The organism is Photobacterium sanguinicancri (assembly GCF_024346675.1).
Taxonomy (GTDB): domain Bacteria; phylum Pseudomonadota; class Gammaproteobacteria; order Enterobacterales; family Vibrionaceae; genus Photobacterium; species Photobacterium sanguinicancri.
In genome coordinates this window covers 2,959,805-2,975,727 of the sequence record NZ_AP024850.1, presented here as the reverse complement: position 1 = coordinate 2,975,727, position 15,923 = coordinate 2,959,805, and the positions used below count along the sequence as shown (strand labels likewise).

The 15,923-nt window shown below is 41.9% G+C and carries 18 protein-coding genes; 9 read left to right on the top strand and 9 right to left on the bottom strand.

All coding sequences use genetic code 11. The features are described from left to right. The first annotated feature begins 366 nt into the window (after window positions 1-366). Window positions 367-1,371 (top strand): helix-turn-helix transcriptional regulator, encoded by a 1,005-nt coding sequence (locus tag OCU87_RS13800; protein ID WP_261857401.1) that lies wholly within the window; start codon window positions 367-369, stop codon window positions 1,369-1,371. A gap of 361 nt (window positions 1,372-1,732) precedes the next feature. After that, entirely contained in the window at window positions 1,733-3,214 is a 1,482-nt protein-coding gene (locus OCU87_RS13795; RefSeq protein WP_059021377.1) for an OST-HTH/LOTUS domain-containing protein, read from the top strand. A 294-nt stretch (window positions 3,215-3,508) separates the two neighbouring features. Here the strand turns inward: OCU87_RS13795 and OCU87_RS13790 are convergent, their stop codons facing one another. After that, window positions 3,509-4,012 carry a hypothetical protein gene (locus OCU87_RS13790; protein WP_059021375.1) on the bottom strand — a complete coding sequence of 168 codons (504 nt, stop codon included), beginning with the start codon at window positions 4,010-4,012 and terminating at the stop codon, window positions 3,509-3,511. Between the two features lie 39 nt (window positions 4,013-4,051). Beyond that, window positions 4,052-4,300 (bottom strand): DUF2798 domain-containing protein, encoded by a 249-nt coding sequence (locus tag OCU87_RS13785; protein WP_261857400.1) that lies wholly within the window; start codon window positions 4,298-4,300, stop codon window positions 4,052-4,054. A 140-nt stretch (window positions 4,301-4,440) separates the two neighbouring features. On the opposite strand from OCU87_RS13785, the gene OCU87_RS13780 reads away from it, so the two are divergent. Beyond that, window positions 4,441-5,358: a LysR family transcriptional regulator gene (locus tag OCU87_RS13780; protein WP_059021373.1), complete on the top strand. Its 918-nt coding sequence runs from the start codon at window positions 4,441-4,443 to the stop codon at window positions 5,356-5,358. Here the strand turns inward: OCU87_RS13780 and OCU87_RS13775 are convergent. From OCU87_RS13775 to OCU87_RS13760, 4 genes are all read right to left on the bottom strand, one after another. Beyond that, complete coding sequence (locus OCU87_RS13775) at window positions 5,355-6,164, bottom strand: peroxiredoxin family protein (protein ID WP_059021371.1); 810 nt, start codon at window positions 6,162-6,164, stop codon at window positions 5,355-5,357. The two genes, OCU87_RS13780 and OCU87_RS13775, sit on opposite strands and share 4 nt — an antisense overlap. Continuing rightward, window positions 6,157-6,819, bottom strand: coding sequence for a DsbA family oxidoreductase (locus OCU87_RS13770; protein WP_059021369.1), 663 nt, complete (start codon window positions 6,817-6,819; stop codon window positions 6,157-6,159). The genes OCU87_RS13775 and OCU87_RS13770 overlap by 8 nt, the downstream gene beginning before the upstream one ends. 63 nt (window positions 6,820-6,882) lie before the next feature. Next, window positions 6,883-7,683, bottom strand: a complete 801-nt coding sequence (locus tag OCU87_RS13765; protein WP_059021367.1) for an SDR family NAD(P)-dependent oxidoreductase — start codon at window positions 7,681-7,683, stop codon at window positions 6,883-6,885. Between the two features lie 54 nt (window positions 7,684-7,737). Continuing rightward, on the bottom strand, window positions 7,738-8,292 hold the full coding sequence (locus OCU87_RS13760) for a carboxymuconolactone decarboxylase family protein (RefSeq protein WP_059021365.1): 555 nt from the start codon (window positions 8,290-8,292) through the stop codon (window positions 7,738-7,740). Window positions 8,293-8,587: 295 nt separating this feature from the next. Here OCU87_RS13760 and OCU87_RS13755 point away from each other — a divergent pair, with 295 nt between their 5' ends. Both OCU87_RS13755 and OCU87_RS13750 read left to right on the top strand, forming a co-directional pair. Then, window positions 8,588-9,175 carry a TetR/AcrR family transcriptional regulator gene (locus tag OCU87_RS13755; protein ID WP_059021364.1) on the top strand — a complete coding sequence of 196 codons (588 nt, stop codon included), beginning with the start codon at window positions 8,588-8,590 and terminating at the stop codon, window positions 9,173-9,175. Between the two features lie 61 nt (window positions 9,176-9,236). Further along, on the top strand, window positions 9,237-9,920 hold the full coding sequence (locus OCU87_RS13750; RefSeq protein WP_059021362.1) for a haloacid dehalogenase type II: 684 nt from the start codon (window positions 9,237-9,239) through the stop codon (window positions 9,918-9,920). Window positions 9,921-10,087: 167 nt separating this feature from the next. Here OCU87_RS13750 and OCU87_RS13745 read toward each other — a convergent pair whose 3' ends face one another. Next, entirely contained in the window at window positions 10,088-10,276 is a 189-nt protein-coding gene (locus OCU87_RS13745) for an AlpA family transcriptional regulator (protein ID WP_059021359.1), read from the bottom strand. 455 nt (window positions 10,277-10,731) lie between these two features. Here OCU87_RS13745 and radC point away from each other — a divergent pair, with 455 nt between their 5' ends. The 4 genes from radC to OCU87_RS13725 all read left to right on the top strand — a co-directional run bounded on the left by radC (window position 10,732) and on the right by OCU87_RS13725 (window position 12,802). Beyond that, a complete protein-coding gene (radC, locus tag OCU87_RS13740; RefSeq protein ID WP_059021357.1) occupies window positions 10,732-11,199 on the top strand; it encodes a RadC family protein in 468 nt (155 codons plus the stop codon). After that, on the top strand, window positions 11,196-11,660 hold the full coding sequence (locus OCU87_RS13735; protein ID WP_059021355.1) for a DUF2787 domain-containing protein: 465 nt from the start codon (window positions 11,196-11,198) through the stop codon (window positions 11,658-11,660). The genes radC and OCU87_RS13735 overlap by 4 nt, the downstream gene beginning before the upstream one ends. Before the next feature lie 10 nt (window positions 11,661-11,670). Beyond that, complete coding sequence (locus OCU87_RS13730) at window positions 11,671-12,114, top strand: DUF2787 family protein (protein WP_059021353.1); 444 nt, start codon at window positions 11,671-11,673, stop codon at window positions 12,112-12,114. Window positions 12,115-12,241: 127 nt separating this feature from the next. Then, the gene (locus OCU87_RS13725) at window positions 12,242-12,802 is read left to right on the top strand and encodes a tyrosine-type recombinase/integrase (protein WP_261857399.1); all 561 of its coding nucleotides are present in this window, start codon (window positions 12,242-12,244) and stop codon (window positions 12,800-12,802) included. 127 nt (window positions 12,803-12,929) lie between these two features. Here the strand turns inward: OCU87_RS13725 and OCU87_RS13720 are convergent, their stop codons facing one another. Together OCU87_RS13720 and OCU87_RS13715 are read right to left on the bottom strand one after the other, a co-directional pair. Beyond that, window positions 12,930-14,906, bottom strand: coding sequence for an ATP-binding protein (locus tag OCU87_RS13720; protein ID WP_261857398.1), 1,977 nt, complete (start codon window positions 14,904-14,906; stop codon window positions 12,930-12,932). Window positions 14,907-15,102: 196 nt separating this feature from the next. Then, a complete protein-coding gene (locus OCU87_RS13715) occupies window positions 15,103-15,771 on the bottom strand; it encodes an inovirus Gp2 family protein (RefSeq protein WP_261857397.1) in 669 nt (222 codons plus the stop codon). Between the last annotated feature and the right edge of the window lie 152 nt (window positions 15,772-15,923).

Below are 15,923 nucleotides of genomic sequence, written 5' to 3'. Positions count from 1 at the left end.
TATTTTTATTTGTTATCGATTGATGACTGCTACTGGCTTTTTGAGGAGTTGAACTCCCGTCCATATATCATCAAATGATTATCATTACTATTTGTTGCTTGGGTCAATCAATCTAATAAATTTCACACACATATCACTCCTATGTATCCACCAGCATAGGAGTTCATTATGCCCACCTCGATTATTCAATTAATTTTGCTCATCCGCTTTCATCCGACACCAGATGCCCAAACTACTCATACAATCAATTCACCTTAAAGCCTAGCGTGTAGAGCTTCGTCTCTTGCTATCAATAAAGTGAGAGTGACTTGTTCCAAGATCGTTATATCGTCACCTCTATTTTGATCCGCTTCGCTAAAGGTGCGCATGATGAGTAAATCTACTCATGTGAGCACTCGCCAGCATATGGTGCTAGCGCTTGAGTTATACAAGCGCATACCGTATTGGCATAAAGTCACGGCTTCTGATCTCAAAGCACAGCTTCAGGAGATAGGCATTGATAGAGATATTCGAACGATTCAACGTAACCTTGATGTGTTACTTGAATATTTTGATATTGACCGAGATGCTCGTGACAAACCTTATGGATACCAACGAAAGCAAACTAAATCTCTTGTTGGCTCCGGTACTCAAGAAGCACTACTTTTGTGTCTGGTTGAGTCTCACTTCCACTACTTAATCCCTACCCATATATCCCATACTCTTCAGTCGTTATTTGAAGATGCTAACTACCAACTGAAATCAATCGATCTGGACTCAAAAGAGTCCCAATGGTTACGAAAAATAGATTTATTCGGCACTTATGAACTAAGGCGTAATATCAGCCCTAATGCTTACGCAGCTATCAGTCAAGGGCTCTACCACAATCGTTGGTTAAACTTGCACTATTACTCTGAAGGGGGGCAACATAGAAAAGATGTCATGCCATTAGGTCTTGTACAACAAAGTAATACATTGATATTGGTGTACCGCCAGAAGGGAGATAAATACACTACTTTTGTTGATGTCAGCCAGATTCACAAAGTCACATTATCAACCTTCACGTTTGCTTACCCACAAGACTTTGACTTGCAACACTCAGTATCGGAATACACCAATACAGAGCATGAACGTTATACACTCGAATTCACCATTACTAAACAAGCTGGTGAACATCTCTACCAAACACCACTTTCCAACGACCAACGTATCTCTGAGTTCGATACGTATTTACACATCACTGTTACGGTTTCTAATACACCACCGTTAGTGGCGTGGCTAGAAGCACATAAAACCCACATTACTTTTGTAGAACAACAACCTATACCACCGTCAGTCAAAAGCCCCCAACTTCAAACCACTTCTCTAAATAGCGATAGCGGTCCCACTTAGTACAGCCCTATGCGACACCAGATGCCCAACCTATTGATAACCTGACAACAAACAGGGATGTCACATAGGGTTGCCGTCTTTCTATGTGATCCACTACGACATAGACGGGGAGAGAAGTTCATGATCATTAAAGCGATTCGACCATTACTTAACAAGCACCGTTGCCTAGCTTCATTCAGCTGTGAATATTGCGGGGGTAGCCACAGTTCAACTTGTGACATTTGCGATATGCCTCCATGCCGATGTGCTTGCTAATACCACACGTTTAATACCCACCATTAGCGGTTTACGAAAGTAAGCCGCTTTTGTTTTCTATGCATTTATCCCTGCAAACCAATCTATTAATAAAAAGGAATTTCCTATGAAAAAGACGTTAGTTTCTGTGCTCATTGCAAGTGCTACCCTTGCTGGTTGCGGCGGTGGTGGCTCATCTGAGCCTTCATCACCATCGAACACTACATTGTTATCCGGTCGTGCTATTGATGGCTATATCGTTGGTGCCACTGTTCATTATGATTTTAATTCAAATGGTGTTGTCGATCCTGATGAGCCATCGGCTATCACTGAGGCTGGTGGTGTGTTCACTATTGAAGGTGACATCACAGAAGAGCAACAAGCCTGTCTTGAATACGTCCCAGTGATCGTAGATGTGCCTGTCGGAGCTATTGATGAGGACTTAGGGGAAGTAACTCAAGCATATGTACTTAACCTGCCACCAGCGTTCACGTTGCCTGAAGAGGTAGCGAATGGCTCCGTTAACATTACGCCACTCACCACAATGTTGTGGGAGTCAGCGAAACAGACGGTTGAAAGAGAGCAAGGCGCAGCGTATAGCTGTGGATTAGTGAAAGACAATGAACCAGTCCGCAATGCCATAAAAGACGCCATGCGTAACGTAGCGGGTGATTTAGTTTGGCATTTCAATATCTCAGAGGAAGAGCTGTGGAGTGATTACATAGCGGATGGTAACAGTGCGGTCTACGATATTGCTGAGCAGCTTATGGCATCCATTCAACTTTCATTTGAAGAGACTTATGAATTGTCGCTTCAGTACCCCTATGCACATATCAACGTGGCTCACTACCTTAACGATCCAACGGACTGGCAACGCCAAGATGATGAACAGTTGTGGTACAAATCGATTTCCATACGTCAAGGTAGCTTCTGGTCTGAATCCGTCTATGCGGTAGATGATAACTGGCTACCTGAGCGTTTGATTAGAAACTACCTACAAGAAGACACTATCACTAACTTTGGTACGGTGGGCTATGTGAATGAATACCGTAACATGAGCTCAGATCTAAGCTTTGACGATTACATTTGCAGTAAGTCAGAAACCTTACTTTCAAAGATGGCTGACACTGATAACCAATACGGTATGGAGAACAAGTCATCGTTCTACGATCTGAGTGAATTGGAGTGTAATGAGGTTGGTTTGAGTGATGCTGCTGATAGCCAAAACATGACGCTTTCGACTGCGAGAGTGAGTGGTGTGTACGATGAAGAAGGGAGCCGTTATAAGTGGAACACAGTGCCAAGTGAATATGCTCACTGGTTAGGTTTCAGTGCTGATGTGGGGAGTATCGACATTGATGCATTAAATGCTGATATCGCAGCACTACCGCAAGTCTATGGTGCTCAAGATTCTGTTGGGGCAGACTGGTGGGAGCACACTAAACGCTATAAAGAAGGTGAGAACAACGTATCTGAGCACAGAACTAATACGGCGGCTGAAATGCCTAATGGGGATATGGTGTTACATCACCGATTCATATCTTACCCTAATGGGACATTCAAGTATGAGTGTGACCGTGGTGATGGATGGTACGACTGTACGAAGTAGTAACGTTTAAGCTGGCGGCATAGAAGGGAGCAATTGCTCCCTTTATTCATTGATGAGTTACGTCACCCCTTTCATTACGTCACCCCCGCCAACAAGGTTCTGGACAGGAGTGAGTTATAGGTTTTGCTAATTTAGCAGTTGGCGGATTAACTGAGGTATTGTTCAATACCTTAATCACAGGCAAATTTACCAATTTATGACATACCCGTCCCAAACTAAGTAGCGGCTCTTATACTGACTAGTGTTCTCTGTATCAGACAATGAAAAGAGCCCTACAATTACTATCAATCAAATTTACGCTTTCTTTTTTCTCCACCACAACCCCAAAGCGACAAGCATCACAATTAAAGTCAGCACCGGTGGTTTAGATTGCAACGGTAATACTTCAGCTGGCACATTTGGCGACAGGTGTACATAAACTGCTACGCTCATAATAACCACCGTAAGTAGCGTTGCTAGGTTAATGATTACATCTGCAACTTTAGATGAGATGAGTTTACCTTCCGTCAGAACAAGTAAAAACAGGGCTCCAGCAAAAATCTCACCCATTTGCCCTGCAAACTTTGACAAAACAGGGAACGGCAAACCACTTAGCTCAATTTGCGCAGCAAAGATATCAGCGAAGGGTAAGAAAAATTTGGCAGTTCCTGCCATCACCATAAAGCCACCAAGTAGTGCTGTAACGAAGTTTATTGCTTTTTTACTCGCACTTTCTTTAGATCGGATAAAATAGCCAGCGGTAATGAGAAACATTGTACCAATCATTGTCGCTTCTAATAATATTTGTTGGTTCATCATGTACTCCAAAGTAACGTTAATTTAAAGAAAGCAATTGGGTTAAGCTTGTTCTGGCTTAAGAAGTACCTTGGTGACAAACAAGCGCACAATCGGTGCAACAACTGCAAGCAGCAATAACGCTGAAGGCACAACTTGAGCAATTGCTCCTCCCCATGCAGAGAAAAAGTCAGCGCCTACAGGAAGATTGCGGAACGCCATAATGCCTGACATACCAAGAAGCATTGTTGGCAGTACCATAGACATCATGAGTGGGTATTGATATTTGCGGTCGAATTTTTTCATTGTCATTTTCATCCAGTATTTTTTAGGCCGTTAGGCCGTTAGGCCGTTCGATAAGGGAAGTATACGCAGATACAATGAATTCAAAAATAGACAATAGTGTTTTTTAAAAGTACATTTATGTACTCTTGGTTAAGAGAGTAATCGCGATGATCAGTACAAAAAACATGACAAACCTCTATTGGTTCTGCCTCTCTGTTGAATGTGGAGGCTTTGCAGCAGCGAGTGTAAAAGCCAACACCTCAGCCCCTACCGTGTCGCGTTCGGTGTCGAATTTGGAAGGGCAGCTCAATGAGAAACTGCTTCACCGTGATTCCAAAAAATTCCAGCTGACCAATGCTGGTGAAGAGATATATAACAAGTTCTCAAGCTTGTTTCATGGACTTGACCAACAATGGCTAAGCCTTTCAAATGCTCAAGGAGTACTCACTGGAGATATTCATATATCGTGTCCAGAACCCTTTGCTGATTTTTTCTTACAAAAGCTTGCTTTGGAGTTTATGACCCTGCACCCTAAAGTGAATATTCATGTCCATTTTGCATCCGATGCTGAAGCGTTCATTTCTGAACAAATCGATTTAGCAATTGTCACTATGTCAGCGACAGACTCTCACTTGGTACAACGTAAACTATTTGAAACTGAATTGGCATTAGCTGCTTCAAAAAGCTATTTAGCCCAAAGAGGTAAGCCAGAAAGGGCGAGAGATTTACTCGAACACAATGTATTGGCCGGTAACAATTTCCCTTACTGGTTACTAAAAGAGAACCTTGAGACAATCAAAATACCAATAAAACCCAAATACTCGATTAATAGCTTAAGGTTGAATATTCAAGCAGCGATAGGCGGTGCGGGGATTTGTTTGATGCCAAAAGTGGCACTAGAGCACCTAGCTTCACAGGATAAACTGGAGCCGGTATTACCCGGCGTTGAGTGCCCAAAAGGCACAGTGTATTTGGTATGGACAGATAGAAAGATGATCGCCTCACGCGTGGTCGCATTTAGAGATCTCATCTTTGATAGCATGAGCCACAATGCGGAGTCATTGTGGCAAGATATGTTCAGTTAATTAGCAAAAGAGGCGTTAAGGGCAGCCAGTAACTTCTCTTCACTCGCCCGCAACCGAACATCTTCCGCTTGGTCAATCCACTGTATGACACCATACTCATCGATTAAGATAGATGTGGGTATCGCCATGGGTTTGTACTTCATTTTGGTCGGAAAGGGTAACCCAAATAAAGTCATACTTGATACGCCATCACCACCGAGTGCTTTATGATGTTCTACACCATACTTTTTTATCACCTTCAAGTCGGGATCAGACAGCATTTCGTGGGTTAAGTGGTCACGTTGTTGATGTTTCTGAGCAGCAGCGACTTCATCGTTAGATAAAGCCACAATTTTGACATTAAAACGGTCAAAGATAGGCTTCATTTCCTCAAACATTTTAAGCTCCATACTGCAATATGGGCACCAAGAGCCTCTAAAAAACTTCAACAATATACGCTGGCCTTTTAGTTCCTCATGGGTAAATTCACTACCATTTGCCCTTGTTGCAGCAAAAGGTAACACCTTATCTCCGACCTGAACTTGAATATCTCCAAGGGGTGATTTTGACTCTTTAAAGGTTTTATAGAACACCGCACTCATCATGACAGGCATAGTTGCGAGCAATATGACCACAATCGTGCTCCAAGACGGGGATTGAGCCGTTACATATAAAGCTGCTACACCGAATACTGACCCAACAAGAAGGCTCATAATAAAAAGCAGGGGCATCTTCGGTGTTTGACGATTTTTCACTTTGGAGAAGTAACTGAACGCTCCTGCTATAGTGCTCAATGCCGCCACTAACGAAATATAGATATCAATCATCTGCTCTACCATTCTCAGCCACTAGCTGTTGCAAAGCTTGTTTGAAAGACTCTTGAGGGTGAGCACCGGTAAGTGCACTCTCTCGGTTAAATACTACTGTTGGTACACCACTGATGCCCATTTGGTGCCACTGAGATTCAATTTCTTGGATCTCACGTTTGAGCTGTGGATTATCCAAAGCAAGCTCAGCGGGCTTTCTCTCAATACCTACCGCTTCTGCCTCATTAAGCAAGACTTCACGGTTAGATACATCTTTGTGCTCAGTAAAAAATGCTGAAAATAGGCGCATTTTTAGCTGATGTTGCAAACCCAATGGTTTGGCATGCTCTAATAACACGTGGGCATTAAGCGTGTTGACCATTTTCATATCTTCAAAGTAATCAAACTTAAAACCGTATTGCGCCCCCTGTTTCGTTATGTTTTCACGTGCTCTGTCGCTATCTTCACGTGATGACCCATACTTGCGGGCTACGTGATCACGAAGGTTTTCACCTTTTTCAGTCATATCAGGATTCAATTCAAAGGGCTGCCATTCAATATCTATTCGATCTTTGATGCCTAATTCTTCGATGGCAGTTTCAAGGTGCTTATAACCTACAATACACCAAGGGCAAACTACATCAGAAATAATGTCGAGTTTTATTCTATTGTTCATCATTCAATTCCAATAAAAAAAGCTTGCAACACGCAAGCCTTTAAAACTTAAGATTTAACAGGTTTATAGGCGCTTAGCATCCAGTGCACCGTTCAAGATTTTTTGCATTGAAAGTGCCATTATCTTACGGGGCGTTAAATCCGCCATAAATGCCATGATGTTGTTACGCAGGCCCGGTACGGTCAGTACACGTTTACCAACACCTTGCAAACCAACTTTTGCCACTTTCTCTGGCGCTCTTGCTGCCATAGGGACTTTTTTCCAGTTTACGCCAGTGCTCACCGCCATCGGTGTTTTGGTTAACCCCGGTGACAAGACACTCACATCAACCCCCTTAGATTTAAGTTCTGCATAAAGCGATTGACCAAAATTAATCACAAACGATTTAGAGCCAGCATAGGTTGAAAAATAAGGGGATGCCATTTGGCCAAACATACTCGCAACCAACAAAATACCGCCTTTTCCTCGAGCGATCATGGTGTTACTAAAGTGGTGGCTTAACTCCATCACCGAATTCACATTCACATGCAACAAGCGACGCTCGGCATCTAAATCCAACTTTTCAAAAGCACCATTGGTTTCAAGACCAGCAGACAAAGCAATTAATCCAATGTCATGTTCAGTAGCTTTGATCTTATCAACACCATCTTGCGTCGACAGATCCGCCACAATCACGTCTGTCTCAACCGAATACTGACTTGCTAGTGTTTGAGCATATTCCTTTAACTCTTGTTCGCGACGAGCCACCAAAACAATATTCATGCCGTCTTCGGCTAACTGTTGCGCCATTTGTTCGCCGATCCCAGAGGTAGCACCTGTGACCAATGCCCAACCGCCATATTTTTGTTTAAAGTTAAAAGACATATAAATACTCCACTGGCTAAGCCAGATTTAAATTAAGCTGAGATACCGAATTGATTATGCTTTTTTAGACCAAGCAAATTTTTCAAACATTGGGCCAGCAGGTGTTTTGGCTACGTGGTTGGTGTAGTTGCTGATCACCTTTTGCGATAGACCTAGGATAATCTCAAGCACTTGCTGCTGGCCGTAACCTGCGGCAAAAAAGGTGTCCATTTGTTGGTCAGACACGTTACCGCGCTCACGCACCATTGCTAAGGTAAAGTCATGCAATGCCTGAAGTTTTGCTGTTGGCATGGCTTCTTCGTTACGCAGTGCTTCGGTTAATGCAGGATCGACTTTCATAGAGTGTGCAATTGCCGTATGTGCAGGTACGCAGAAAGTACATTCGTGCTCAACATTGATGGTTTGCCACACTACCGTTAACTCTTCGGCATCAAATGAAGTGCTCATGAATAACTGGTGAAGCTGTTGGTACGCTTTCAAGGTTTCAGGAGACTCAGCCATGACAGCATATAAACCCGGTACAGCGCCCATTTGCTTAACCGCGCCTTCTAACATTGGTTTACTTTTTTCTGGTGCTGTTTCTACTGTGTGAAAGGTAAATTTGCTCATTTTGTATACTCCAATCTTTTTAAGATAAAGGGACATCTATTGTTATCCCCATTGTGGGAAGCTGTATTCCCTGTCGATGAGGAGAACTATACTCAAACCTGAACGATCGTTCAAGTATTTATTTGAACGATCGTTCAAATAATTGCTAGTTGGCGATTATACTTATGATTTTATTAAGTTTAATTTTTTCTTCTTTAACCGTACTGTCATAGAACTGAACATACTCTCTTTACCTACGTAACCTCCATAGTTATAATTGAACGACTGTTCATATAATTGATTACTAAGTAAAGCTATGGCAAAGACAGCAAAATTTGATCGGCGAGAAGTGGTGAACAAAGCCACTAACCTTTATTGGAAGAAAGGCTTTCATGCCACCTCAATGCGCAATCTACAAGACGAGATCGATATGCGGCCGGGGAGTATTTATTCAGCCTTTGGCAGTAAAGAGGGCTTGTTTAAAGAGACACTTCGCAACTATACCGATATGGGGCTTGCGCAATTAGAAGCTTTAAAAGAAGAATGCGACACGCCAGTTAACGCCATAAAGGCATTTGTTAAAGCACAGGTTATCGATACTCAAACCGATGCTCCAAACGGGGTGTGCATGCTAGCAAAAACGATGGGGGAATTAACCTCGGAGAATCAAGATTTAATTGAGGTGACTAAAGATCATCTTGCTGAAATTTCTCGTGAATTCGTGGTGTTGATTAAAGAAGCTCAAGCACTAGGCCTAATTGATCAAACAAAAGACGCTGAAGACTTAGCGAGTCACGTGCAAATTCAAATAACAGGCTTGCGTACCTTCGCTAAATTGAACAATGATAAAGCGCTACTCAACGCCAAGATAGACGATATTTTCACCCATTACCCATTTACCTAAATTCATTGAGCGACTGAGGTCAGGTAACTAAGAGCTAATCCATAATTGCTAGGAAAATGTTATGCCAGTACAAACTATTTTATTCGATATCAATGAGACCGTACTCGACTTAAATCGGCTTAAGCCAAAGTTTAATCATTACTTTGGCAGCGAAGACTATATGACCACTTGGTTTTCTATGCTATTACATTCATCAACAGTATGCCTAGTTACCACGGTCCATAGTGATTTCAAAAGCCTTGCATTGACGGCATTAAAGGCTCTTGCTGGTCGCCTAGATAAATCCATTTCAGATGAAGGCTACCAAGATATTTTGAGCACGCTTGCGGCATTACCTGCTCATGAAGATGTTAAACCGGCGATGGATATGCTAAAACTGTCTGGCTTTAGGTTAGTGGCGCTATCAAACTCTTCGACTAAACTTCTCAACTCGCAGTTGTCTTTCGCAGGATTAAAGGATTATTTTGACGACACCATTTCGGTTGAGCAGGCCAACACGTTTAAACCATCCAAATCTGCTTATCTATTTGCACTGCAACAACTACAAATTGCCCCCTCTCAAGCACGACTTGTTGCAACCCATGATTGGGATACCCACGGTGCACTTAGTGCCGGTTTAAAAGCGGCTTATATTAATCGTTCTGGTGCACCCTATAACTCATATTATTTGATGCCTGATATCGTAAGTAACAGCATGATTGAGATTGCCCAACAAATAATGGAAAAGGAAAATCGACAGCCCTAGCGAACGTAGCAGAGCCAGTGGATTTATTAACATTCAGATAATTTTTGTTACTTAGCATTAGATTTAGTTATGGGCCTTGCTGTACCTGAAACTCATAAAGGGGCAAAAGTTTGTTAGAAACAACATGGCATAGAAGGAAGCTGTAATAGCTTCCTTTTAGTTATGTATTACTCTGTGTTATCTCGCTCACCAATCCTTTCCAATATCCAATCCGTTATCTCTTCTTCTACCCATCCTACCGAACGACAACCTAGTGGCACTGTTTTTGGAAATTGCCCTTCGCTCATGTACTTGTAGATGGTAGAACGAGCGAGGCTAGTTAAGGTCATTACTTCTTTTAGTTTGATTAATCTCATGATGAATTCCAGTTAGTTCAACTCATGAGATAACGAGAATGTGCAGTTAATTACTTCACTACGTAAATCACCACACTCCAACTTTTTTCAACCACACATTACCTTTCTGAAGCCAGCTAGTCGTAGGCTTCCATTTATGCACTTTTCTAAATCAAACTAAGCAGGAGGCTCTTATGCCGTTTGTGTTCATTGCTGGCTTTATCGTTGGCGCAGGCTTATACCACATCAACAAGGAGGCTAACGGTGAATTCCCACCAACCGACTAAAACACTAATCGAATTGTTCATCTATGGCGTTGTGAGCGGTTACAACTGGGCTAAACAACAAGATAAACAGCAACCATAACCTAAAGCGGCCCAGCGTGGTTGGGCTGCTTATATGGGGAAGGATTCCATTATTTTTTAGCCACATATTACTTGGGTGCACATACCTTTAACGCACAAGAAGGAAAGTACATGCATTCAAGTCATTACACGCCAAACGAGCCTACAGAGCTTCGTCAAATCCTAGAGACCGCTGCAACCATGCTCGCGGCCAAGTATGCCCGGGCAGGGTCATTCACCAGCCCTGAAAACACTAAGCAATATCTACAGATGAAACTGGCGCATTACGACAGAGAAGTATTTGCCGTGATGTTTCTTGATAATCAAAATCAGTTGATTGAATACAAAGAGATGTTCTTTGGCACCATTGATGCCGCTAGCGTTTACCCAAGGGAAGTCGTCAAGGAAGGATTACTACTCAACTCGGCGGCGGTTATCTTTGGTCATAATCATCCATCTGGATTACCTGAGCCATCACAAGCCGATCGTAGAATCACTCAACGTCTGTCTGATGCATTAGCGCTAGTTGATATCCGCGTCTTAGATCATGTCGTCGTAGGTGAGCAATGTGTGTCTTTTGCTGAGCGAGGTTTGCTATGAACCAAACCACACCGCATCGACTGCTAGTGGAATACCTCAATGTCCTCGTTGAGCAATTAGATATCCCTACCTTTGCTACACGTATCGCCCTTAACTTTCGAGTGTCGAGCTATTACCAAGACCGTAGCGGCTTTCATCCTGTCGAGATCCAACTCAACAGAGCGACAAGCCAATCAGACAATCCTCATTGGGGCATCGTCTTTATTGCTAGCTTTGCTTATCCAGACGAGCAAACCGAAAAGATAGCGGTCGAGCTTTACTTCAATTTTCTGCGTGGATGGTTCTATCAACCGGACATTGAACGCTGTGAGCTCCACCAGCCACAAGTAACCAGCCTATATCAAAGCTATGAACGGTCTTTCCTCAAGCAAATTCAGCAAGGCTCCTTTGATGGTATCCAAGCAACACTCGTCAATATCGATACGCCCAGTGAATCATCTATCGCATCACCACTAACCTAGGAGGCATACCATGCCAGCCACAACCAAAATTCAAACGATGCAGTTTCACCCTTGTGTACTGCCTATCTCTACTCGCTTTCATAACGCCATCACTAAACAGGTTCAGCAAGCGAGCCTTGATTACTATTCAGAGGCCTTAACCATTAACTTTCGTGACACGGGCTATAACGCTGAAGCTGGTGGATATCATCCAATAGAAATCATGATCCGTAATGAAGGTGATAAGTGGCGACTCTGTTACATCACCGACTTTGCCTATTCTGGAGGTGTCTATCCAGAGCTAGCCATCGAGCTTGATTTCAATATTGAGAGCAACATATTCAGGCAGATGTTTTTAGCTCCTTGCGCTTTAGCACATCGAGAAGTGAAATCTTTCTATCGAACATGGGAAGGTAACTTTTTGGAGTATTTATCTGATGGTGTGTTTGACCAAATCAAAGTAACTAAGAGCTGAAAAGCATCCAAGTTCCCATTTTAGCAATTTGGGAACTTGCCAACCCTTATGGAACAAGGCTTTTCGTTTCTGGCTTGCTTTGAAGTTCCTCTAATCATCATTTTCATCGAAAAAAGGAAGCTGCGTTATGGCAGAAGTTCAAGCGGTGAAAAACCGTGACACAATCCAGCTCATCGGCCACTTATTAGAAATACGGCATAGTAAGCAAATGTCCGACATCTGGAATGTCGGTATCAATCTCGCTTTGAGGATTTCTGATTTACTGGCGATTAAGTTTAGCGACATTGAAGAAGACCGTTTAACCATCCGTGAATCTAAAACGGGCAAAGTAGCGCAGATAGCACTAAACCCAAGAAGCTTAGAAATTATCCTTCGCATTAAAAAGGAGAACCCCCACCACATCTACCTATTCCAATCTTACCGAAATCAGCAAGCAATAAACAAAGCTGCCAATCCATTGAGTCGTCGAGCGGTTAGCCAAGCGTTCTCGTCGATTGGTGAAGAGATTAGTTTTCCGTTGGGGACGCACTCGATGCGAAAGACCAGAGGCTACCACCTCTACAAAAGCACCAAAGATATTGCACGAGTGATGCGAATGCTTCGCCACAGTTCAGAAGGTGTCACACTGCGCTACATTGGCGTGACACAAGATGATATTGATAATGACTTTAGGGAGTTAGTGTTATGAATACAGAATCAATACCGTGTAGATAGGTGATGAAAATTAAGCTTCAGCCAAGTGATACAAACATAGTGTAAGCATAACGCTTACACTATGTTTGTGCATATTCTTCTTTTATTGGTTCATTTTTTACTTACTGCTCGGAAACGAGTTCATCTTCAAAGATGACATCCTTAGTAAAATCAGCATAGTGAGCCTTTAAAAATTGTAGCCCTTCGGTTGTAGTAACATCGAGATCCAAATGAGAACGGACGAACTCTAATCTATGTTTGCATTCTTTAATTAGTTGTCCCCAAGTTTTAACTTGAATAACCATGTTATCTGTCTGATGAATGATACCTTGTCCCGTTTTATCTGCTTTTAGTTTATGATCGGTATACTCAGTTGTATCGTTTGAAACAATCCAAAAGTTCCACTTTACATCCAACTTGTTAAACCTCTCATCACTTGCAACAGCAAATGCATAAGATTCAATCTGCTGTATCTCTTTAGGTCCAATAGGAACCTTAGGGGCTTTTAGCTCAATCACCAGGTGCTCTAATTGATCCGCATGGTTTTGGGGGACCGATTGAGTAAGCATCAAGTCAACAATTCCTCTTGATTTGTCTACCCTCGTTACAGGTTCATCTGGAATCAAGTCTACTTTCATAGATTTTAGGTGCTTCTTAAGAACTTCAGTAAGAGATTGATCATTTACAGACATTGTAAACGCATCACCAAATACCCAAGTATTCTCTGCTAGAATCTTGTGTAGTTGACAGCGTTCCTTAAGGACCTTTTTCTTTTCAGGGTCAAATATGATGTGCTCTAAGCCAACGATAAACTTCAATCGATCAGATATAGTTTTAGATGCATTAATTATCGATGTAAGGCTGATATCTTCAAGCAGCTCGGCAAGCTCTTTTTGCTTCTTTAACGACAAGCTCAAAACTTCTTCAAAAATGACCTGTAGATCATTAGGGTTTGAAGACACTATCTGCTTGAGTAACCGAAATTGAAGACGTTTTACTTTAACTGGAGCCTTTTCAAACTCGGGTAACTCTTGACTAATATTCACAGCTAGAACATCGAACATTTGTCTCTCGACTTCATCTATCGCATCACTATATCCTCCTTCATAAGGGTATATTTCTTCATCTTTCCATTTTTGGATAATGTTGGCTGATTTGGCCAACTTACGAAGGAATAAGTGATGCTTCAGCTTATCGATAGCATCTCGTAGAGGTGCAGATAAAGTAGGTTCTAGGCCACCTAATTCAAGAACTCCTTTAGAAGATAGCTTACTAATATGTTCAGATACTAAATACGCTGTAAATTCGAATTCGCTAGTACCTCTGATCGGTTTATCATGAGAATGTAAAGGGAAACCATTTGAATCGCAAAAATGAAGCTCGTTTTTAGTATCACATTTCCATTCAATAACTCTCAGAGAATAGTTAAAAGACTCCCCTTCAAATGTTACTGGATCAAGATCAAGTGTTTCTTGATGTAGAATCTGCTCGGCAGGATCGATCTTGATATCATTTACATATAGTTGAACATCAGGGTACTTAGATAAGTAAATAGCAAATGCACAGGATACATAATTAGAAAGCCCCTTTTCAGAGACAGTGAGACCTTTCTTACTTAGCTCTGAGATGCGAACAGTTGTACCGCAATGCTTACTTTTAGTGTGTTCGGAATCTGTAACTCTAAAGTTACCAATATCATCGGCCATCCCAGTTATCGTAAAAGTTTTTAAAGCACTTTCTTGTTCATCAGAATATACCGTTTCCCAATCAATCACTTTTCCTAGAGAAAAAGGTTTAAATCGTCCCTGTCCCTCCTGACCATGTAAGAAGCGTCCAGAATCAGTCTTATGTTTAAATTTTTTCCATGAACCACCGAGTTTACTGAAGTGCTTATCCGCAATTTTATCAGTGATACCGAATCCATCGTCCGTGATTTCGATATTTGTTAATCCCCCATACAACGTGTCTTCATTCAGCTTAACAGTGACTTTGTTTGCATCAGCGTCTAGTGCATTCCATATAAGTTCAGATATGGCAACATAAGATGAGGCATTTGATACTTTACTTAAGAAGTCACTCTCGACTTCAACTTTTAACATCCGAGTGGCCATGATGTCGACTTTCCGATTGTATGAGATTATGAGCATAATCTAGCACTTATTGAACTTTAAAACCTAATAGATATCAAAATATTGCCTCTTACCTAGAGCAAGAGTTCTAGTAACTTAAACAGGGTCACACCTCGGTAAATATTCTAGTGTGTCCATGTTTTACAAGCTTTGCTGTATTACTAAATCAACCTTTCCTAGGATTACTGCATCCAAAGTTACGGCGACCATCACCAAGTATCTTTGTTTCAGCCTTTGCCAAGTAAGCCAACCTAACCGCTACTTCACCTAGATCTTTCTGAAATCGTGCTGGTGGGTGATTGCGGTTCAACGTATACATTGGACGCTCAGGGATATGAACTAACCCCTCAACCTCATCTGTCGTAAGCCCTAATGCACTAGCCCATGCTCTGTTTACCATACAAGCAAGAGTCCCCTCGTAATGAAGCCTACCAAATGGATAGTAAGCATCCTGATTGACCACCAGTGCAATATGGTAATGTTCATTATGACTCGTACTACGTTCCCTTACCCAAACGTAATTTAATGGGCAGTTATAGACTCGCTTTCCTTCCTTCGCTTTATTCATCTGATCTGTAGCGATCTGAGCATTTAATGAAGCTATAAATCGCTTAATCAAACCAACACCTATATTAACAAAACAGGTTGGTACATCACGTTCTAGTGGGTTATCAGAGTACCCCCCATTGTTAAGTATACGTAGATCAACTCGAGCGATGAGTGTTCTAGGATGGAGCGCTAGGGCTCCCATAACAGTGTCATTGATACGGGCAAGGTGGTGTTGGTTTAAAGAACCGTAGCTAAGTGGGATTTGAGAAAATTGAAACATGTTCATGAAAATCTCTCCTATGTGTTATTTGATTTCACATAGAAAGAGAATGATGCGTAACAATTTACATAAAACCGTTCTGTCGTAGCAGTGAGTGAATCTCTATTGCCTATGGCTAGAGATCTTAACTGACTAATCAACATGTACTGTATGCATCA

Bases quoted from the DNA above. Each gene is read 5' to 3' on its own strand.
- radC (WP_059021357.1), top strand. From the start codon at position 10,732: ATGCATTCAAGTCATTACACGCCAAACGAGCCTACAGAGCTTCGTCAA.
- OCU87_RS13750 (WP_059021362.1), top strand. From the start codon at position 9,237: ATGCCAGTACAAACTATTTTATTCGATATCAATGAGACCGTACTCGAC.
- OCU87_RS13780 (WP_059021373.1), top strand. From the start codon at position 4,441: ATGATCAGTACAAAAAACATGACAAACCTCTATTGGTTCTGCCTCTCT.
- OCU87_RS13795 (WP_059021377.1), top strand. From the start codon at position 1,733: ATGAAAAAGACGTTAGTTTCTGTGCTCATTGCAAGTGCTACCCTTGCT.
- OCU87_RS13800 (WP_261857401.1), top strand. From the start codon at position 367: ATGATGAGTAAATCTACTCATGTGAGCACTCGCCAGCATATGGTGCTA.
- OCU87_RS13765 (WP_059021367.1), bottom strand. From the start codon at position 7,683: ATGTCTTTTAACTTTAAACAAAAATATGGCGGTTGGGCATTGGTCACA.
- OCU87_RS13745 (WP_059021359.1), bottom strand. From the start codon at position 10,276: ATGAGATTAATCAAACTAAAAGAAGTAATGACCTTAACTAGCCTCGCT.
- OCU87_RS13725 (WP_261857399.1), top strand. From the start codon at position 12,242: ATGGCAGAAGTTCAAGCGGTGAAAAACCGTGACACAATCCAGCTCATC.
- OCU87_RS13790 (WP_059021375.1), bottom strand. From the start codon at position 4,012: ATGATGAACCAACAAATATTATTAGAAGCGACAATGATTGGTACAATG.
- OCU87_RS13715 (WP_261857397.1), bottom strand. From the start codon at position 15,771: ATGAACATGTTTCAATTTTCTCAAATCCCACTTAGCTACGGTTCTTTA.
- OCU87_RS13785 (WP_261857400.1), bottom strand. From the start codon at position 4,300: ATGACAATGAAAAAATTCGACCGCAAATATCAATACCCACTCATGATG.
- OCU87_RS13730 (WP_059021353.1), top strand. From the start codon at position 11,671: ATGCCAGCCACAACCAAAATTCAAACGATGCAGTTTCACCCTTGTGTA.
- OCU87_RS13770 (WP_059021369.1), bottom strand. From the start codon at position 6,819: ATGAACAATAGAATAAAACTCGACATTATTTCTGATGTAGTTTGCCCT.
- OCU87_RS13735 (WP_059021355.1), top strand. From the start codon at position 11,196: ATGAACCAAACCACACCGCATCGACTGCTAGTGGAATACCTCAATGTC.
- OCU87_RS13755 (WP_059021364.1), top strand. From the start codon at position 8,588: ATGGCAAAGACAGCAAAATTTGATCGGCGAGAAGTGGTGAACAAAGCC.
- OCU87_RS13720 (WP_261857398.1), bottom strand. From the start codon at position 14,906: ATGTTAAAAGTTGAAGTCGAGAGTGACTTCTTAAGTAAAGTATCAAAT.
- OCU87_RS13760 (WP_059021365.1), bottom strand. From the start codon at position 8,292: ATGAGCAAATTTACCTTTCACACAGTAGAAACAGCACCAGAAAAAAGT.
- OCU87_RS13775 (WP_059021371.1), bottom strand. From the start codon at position 6,164: ATGATTGATATCTATATTTCGTTAGTGGCGGCATTGAGCACTATAGCA.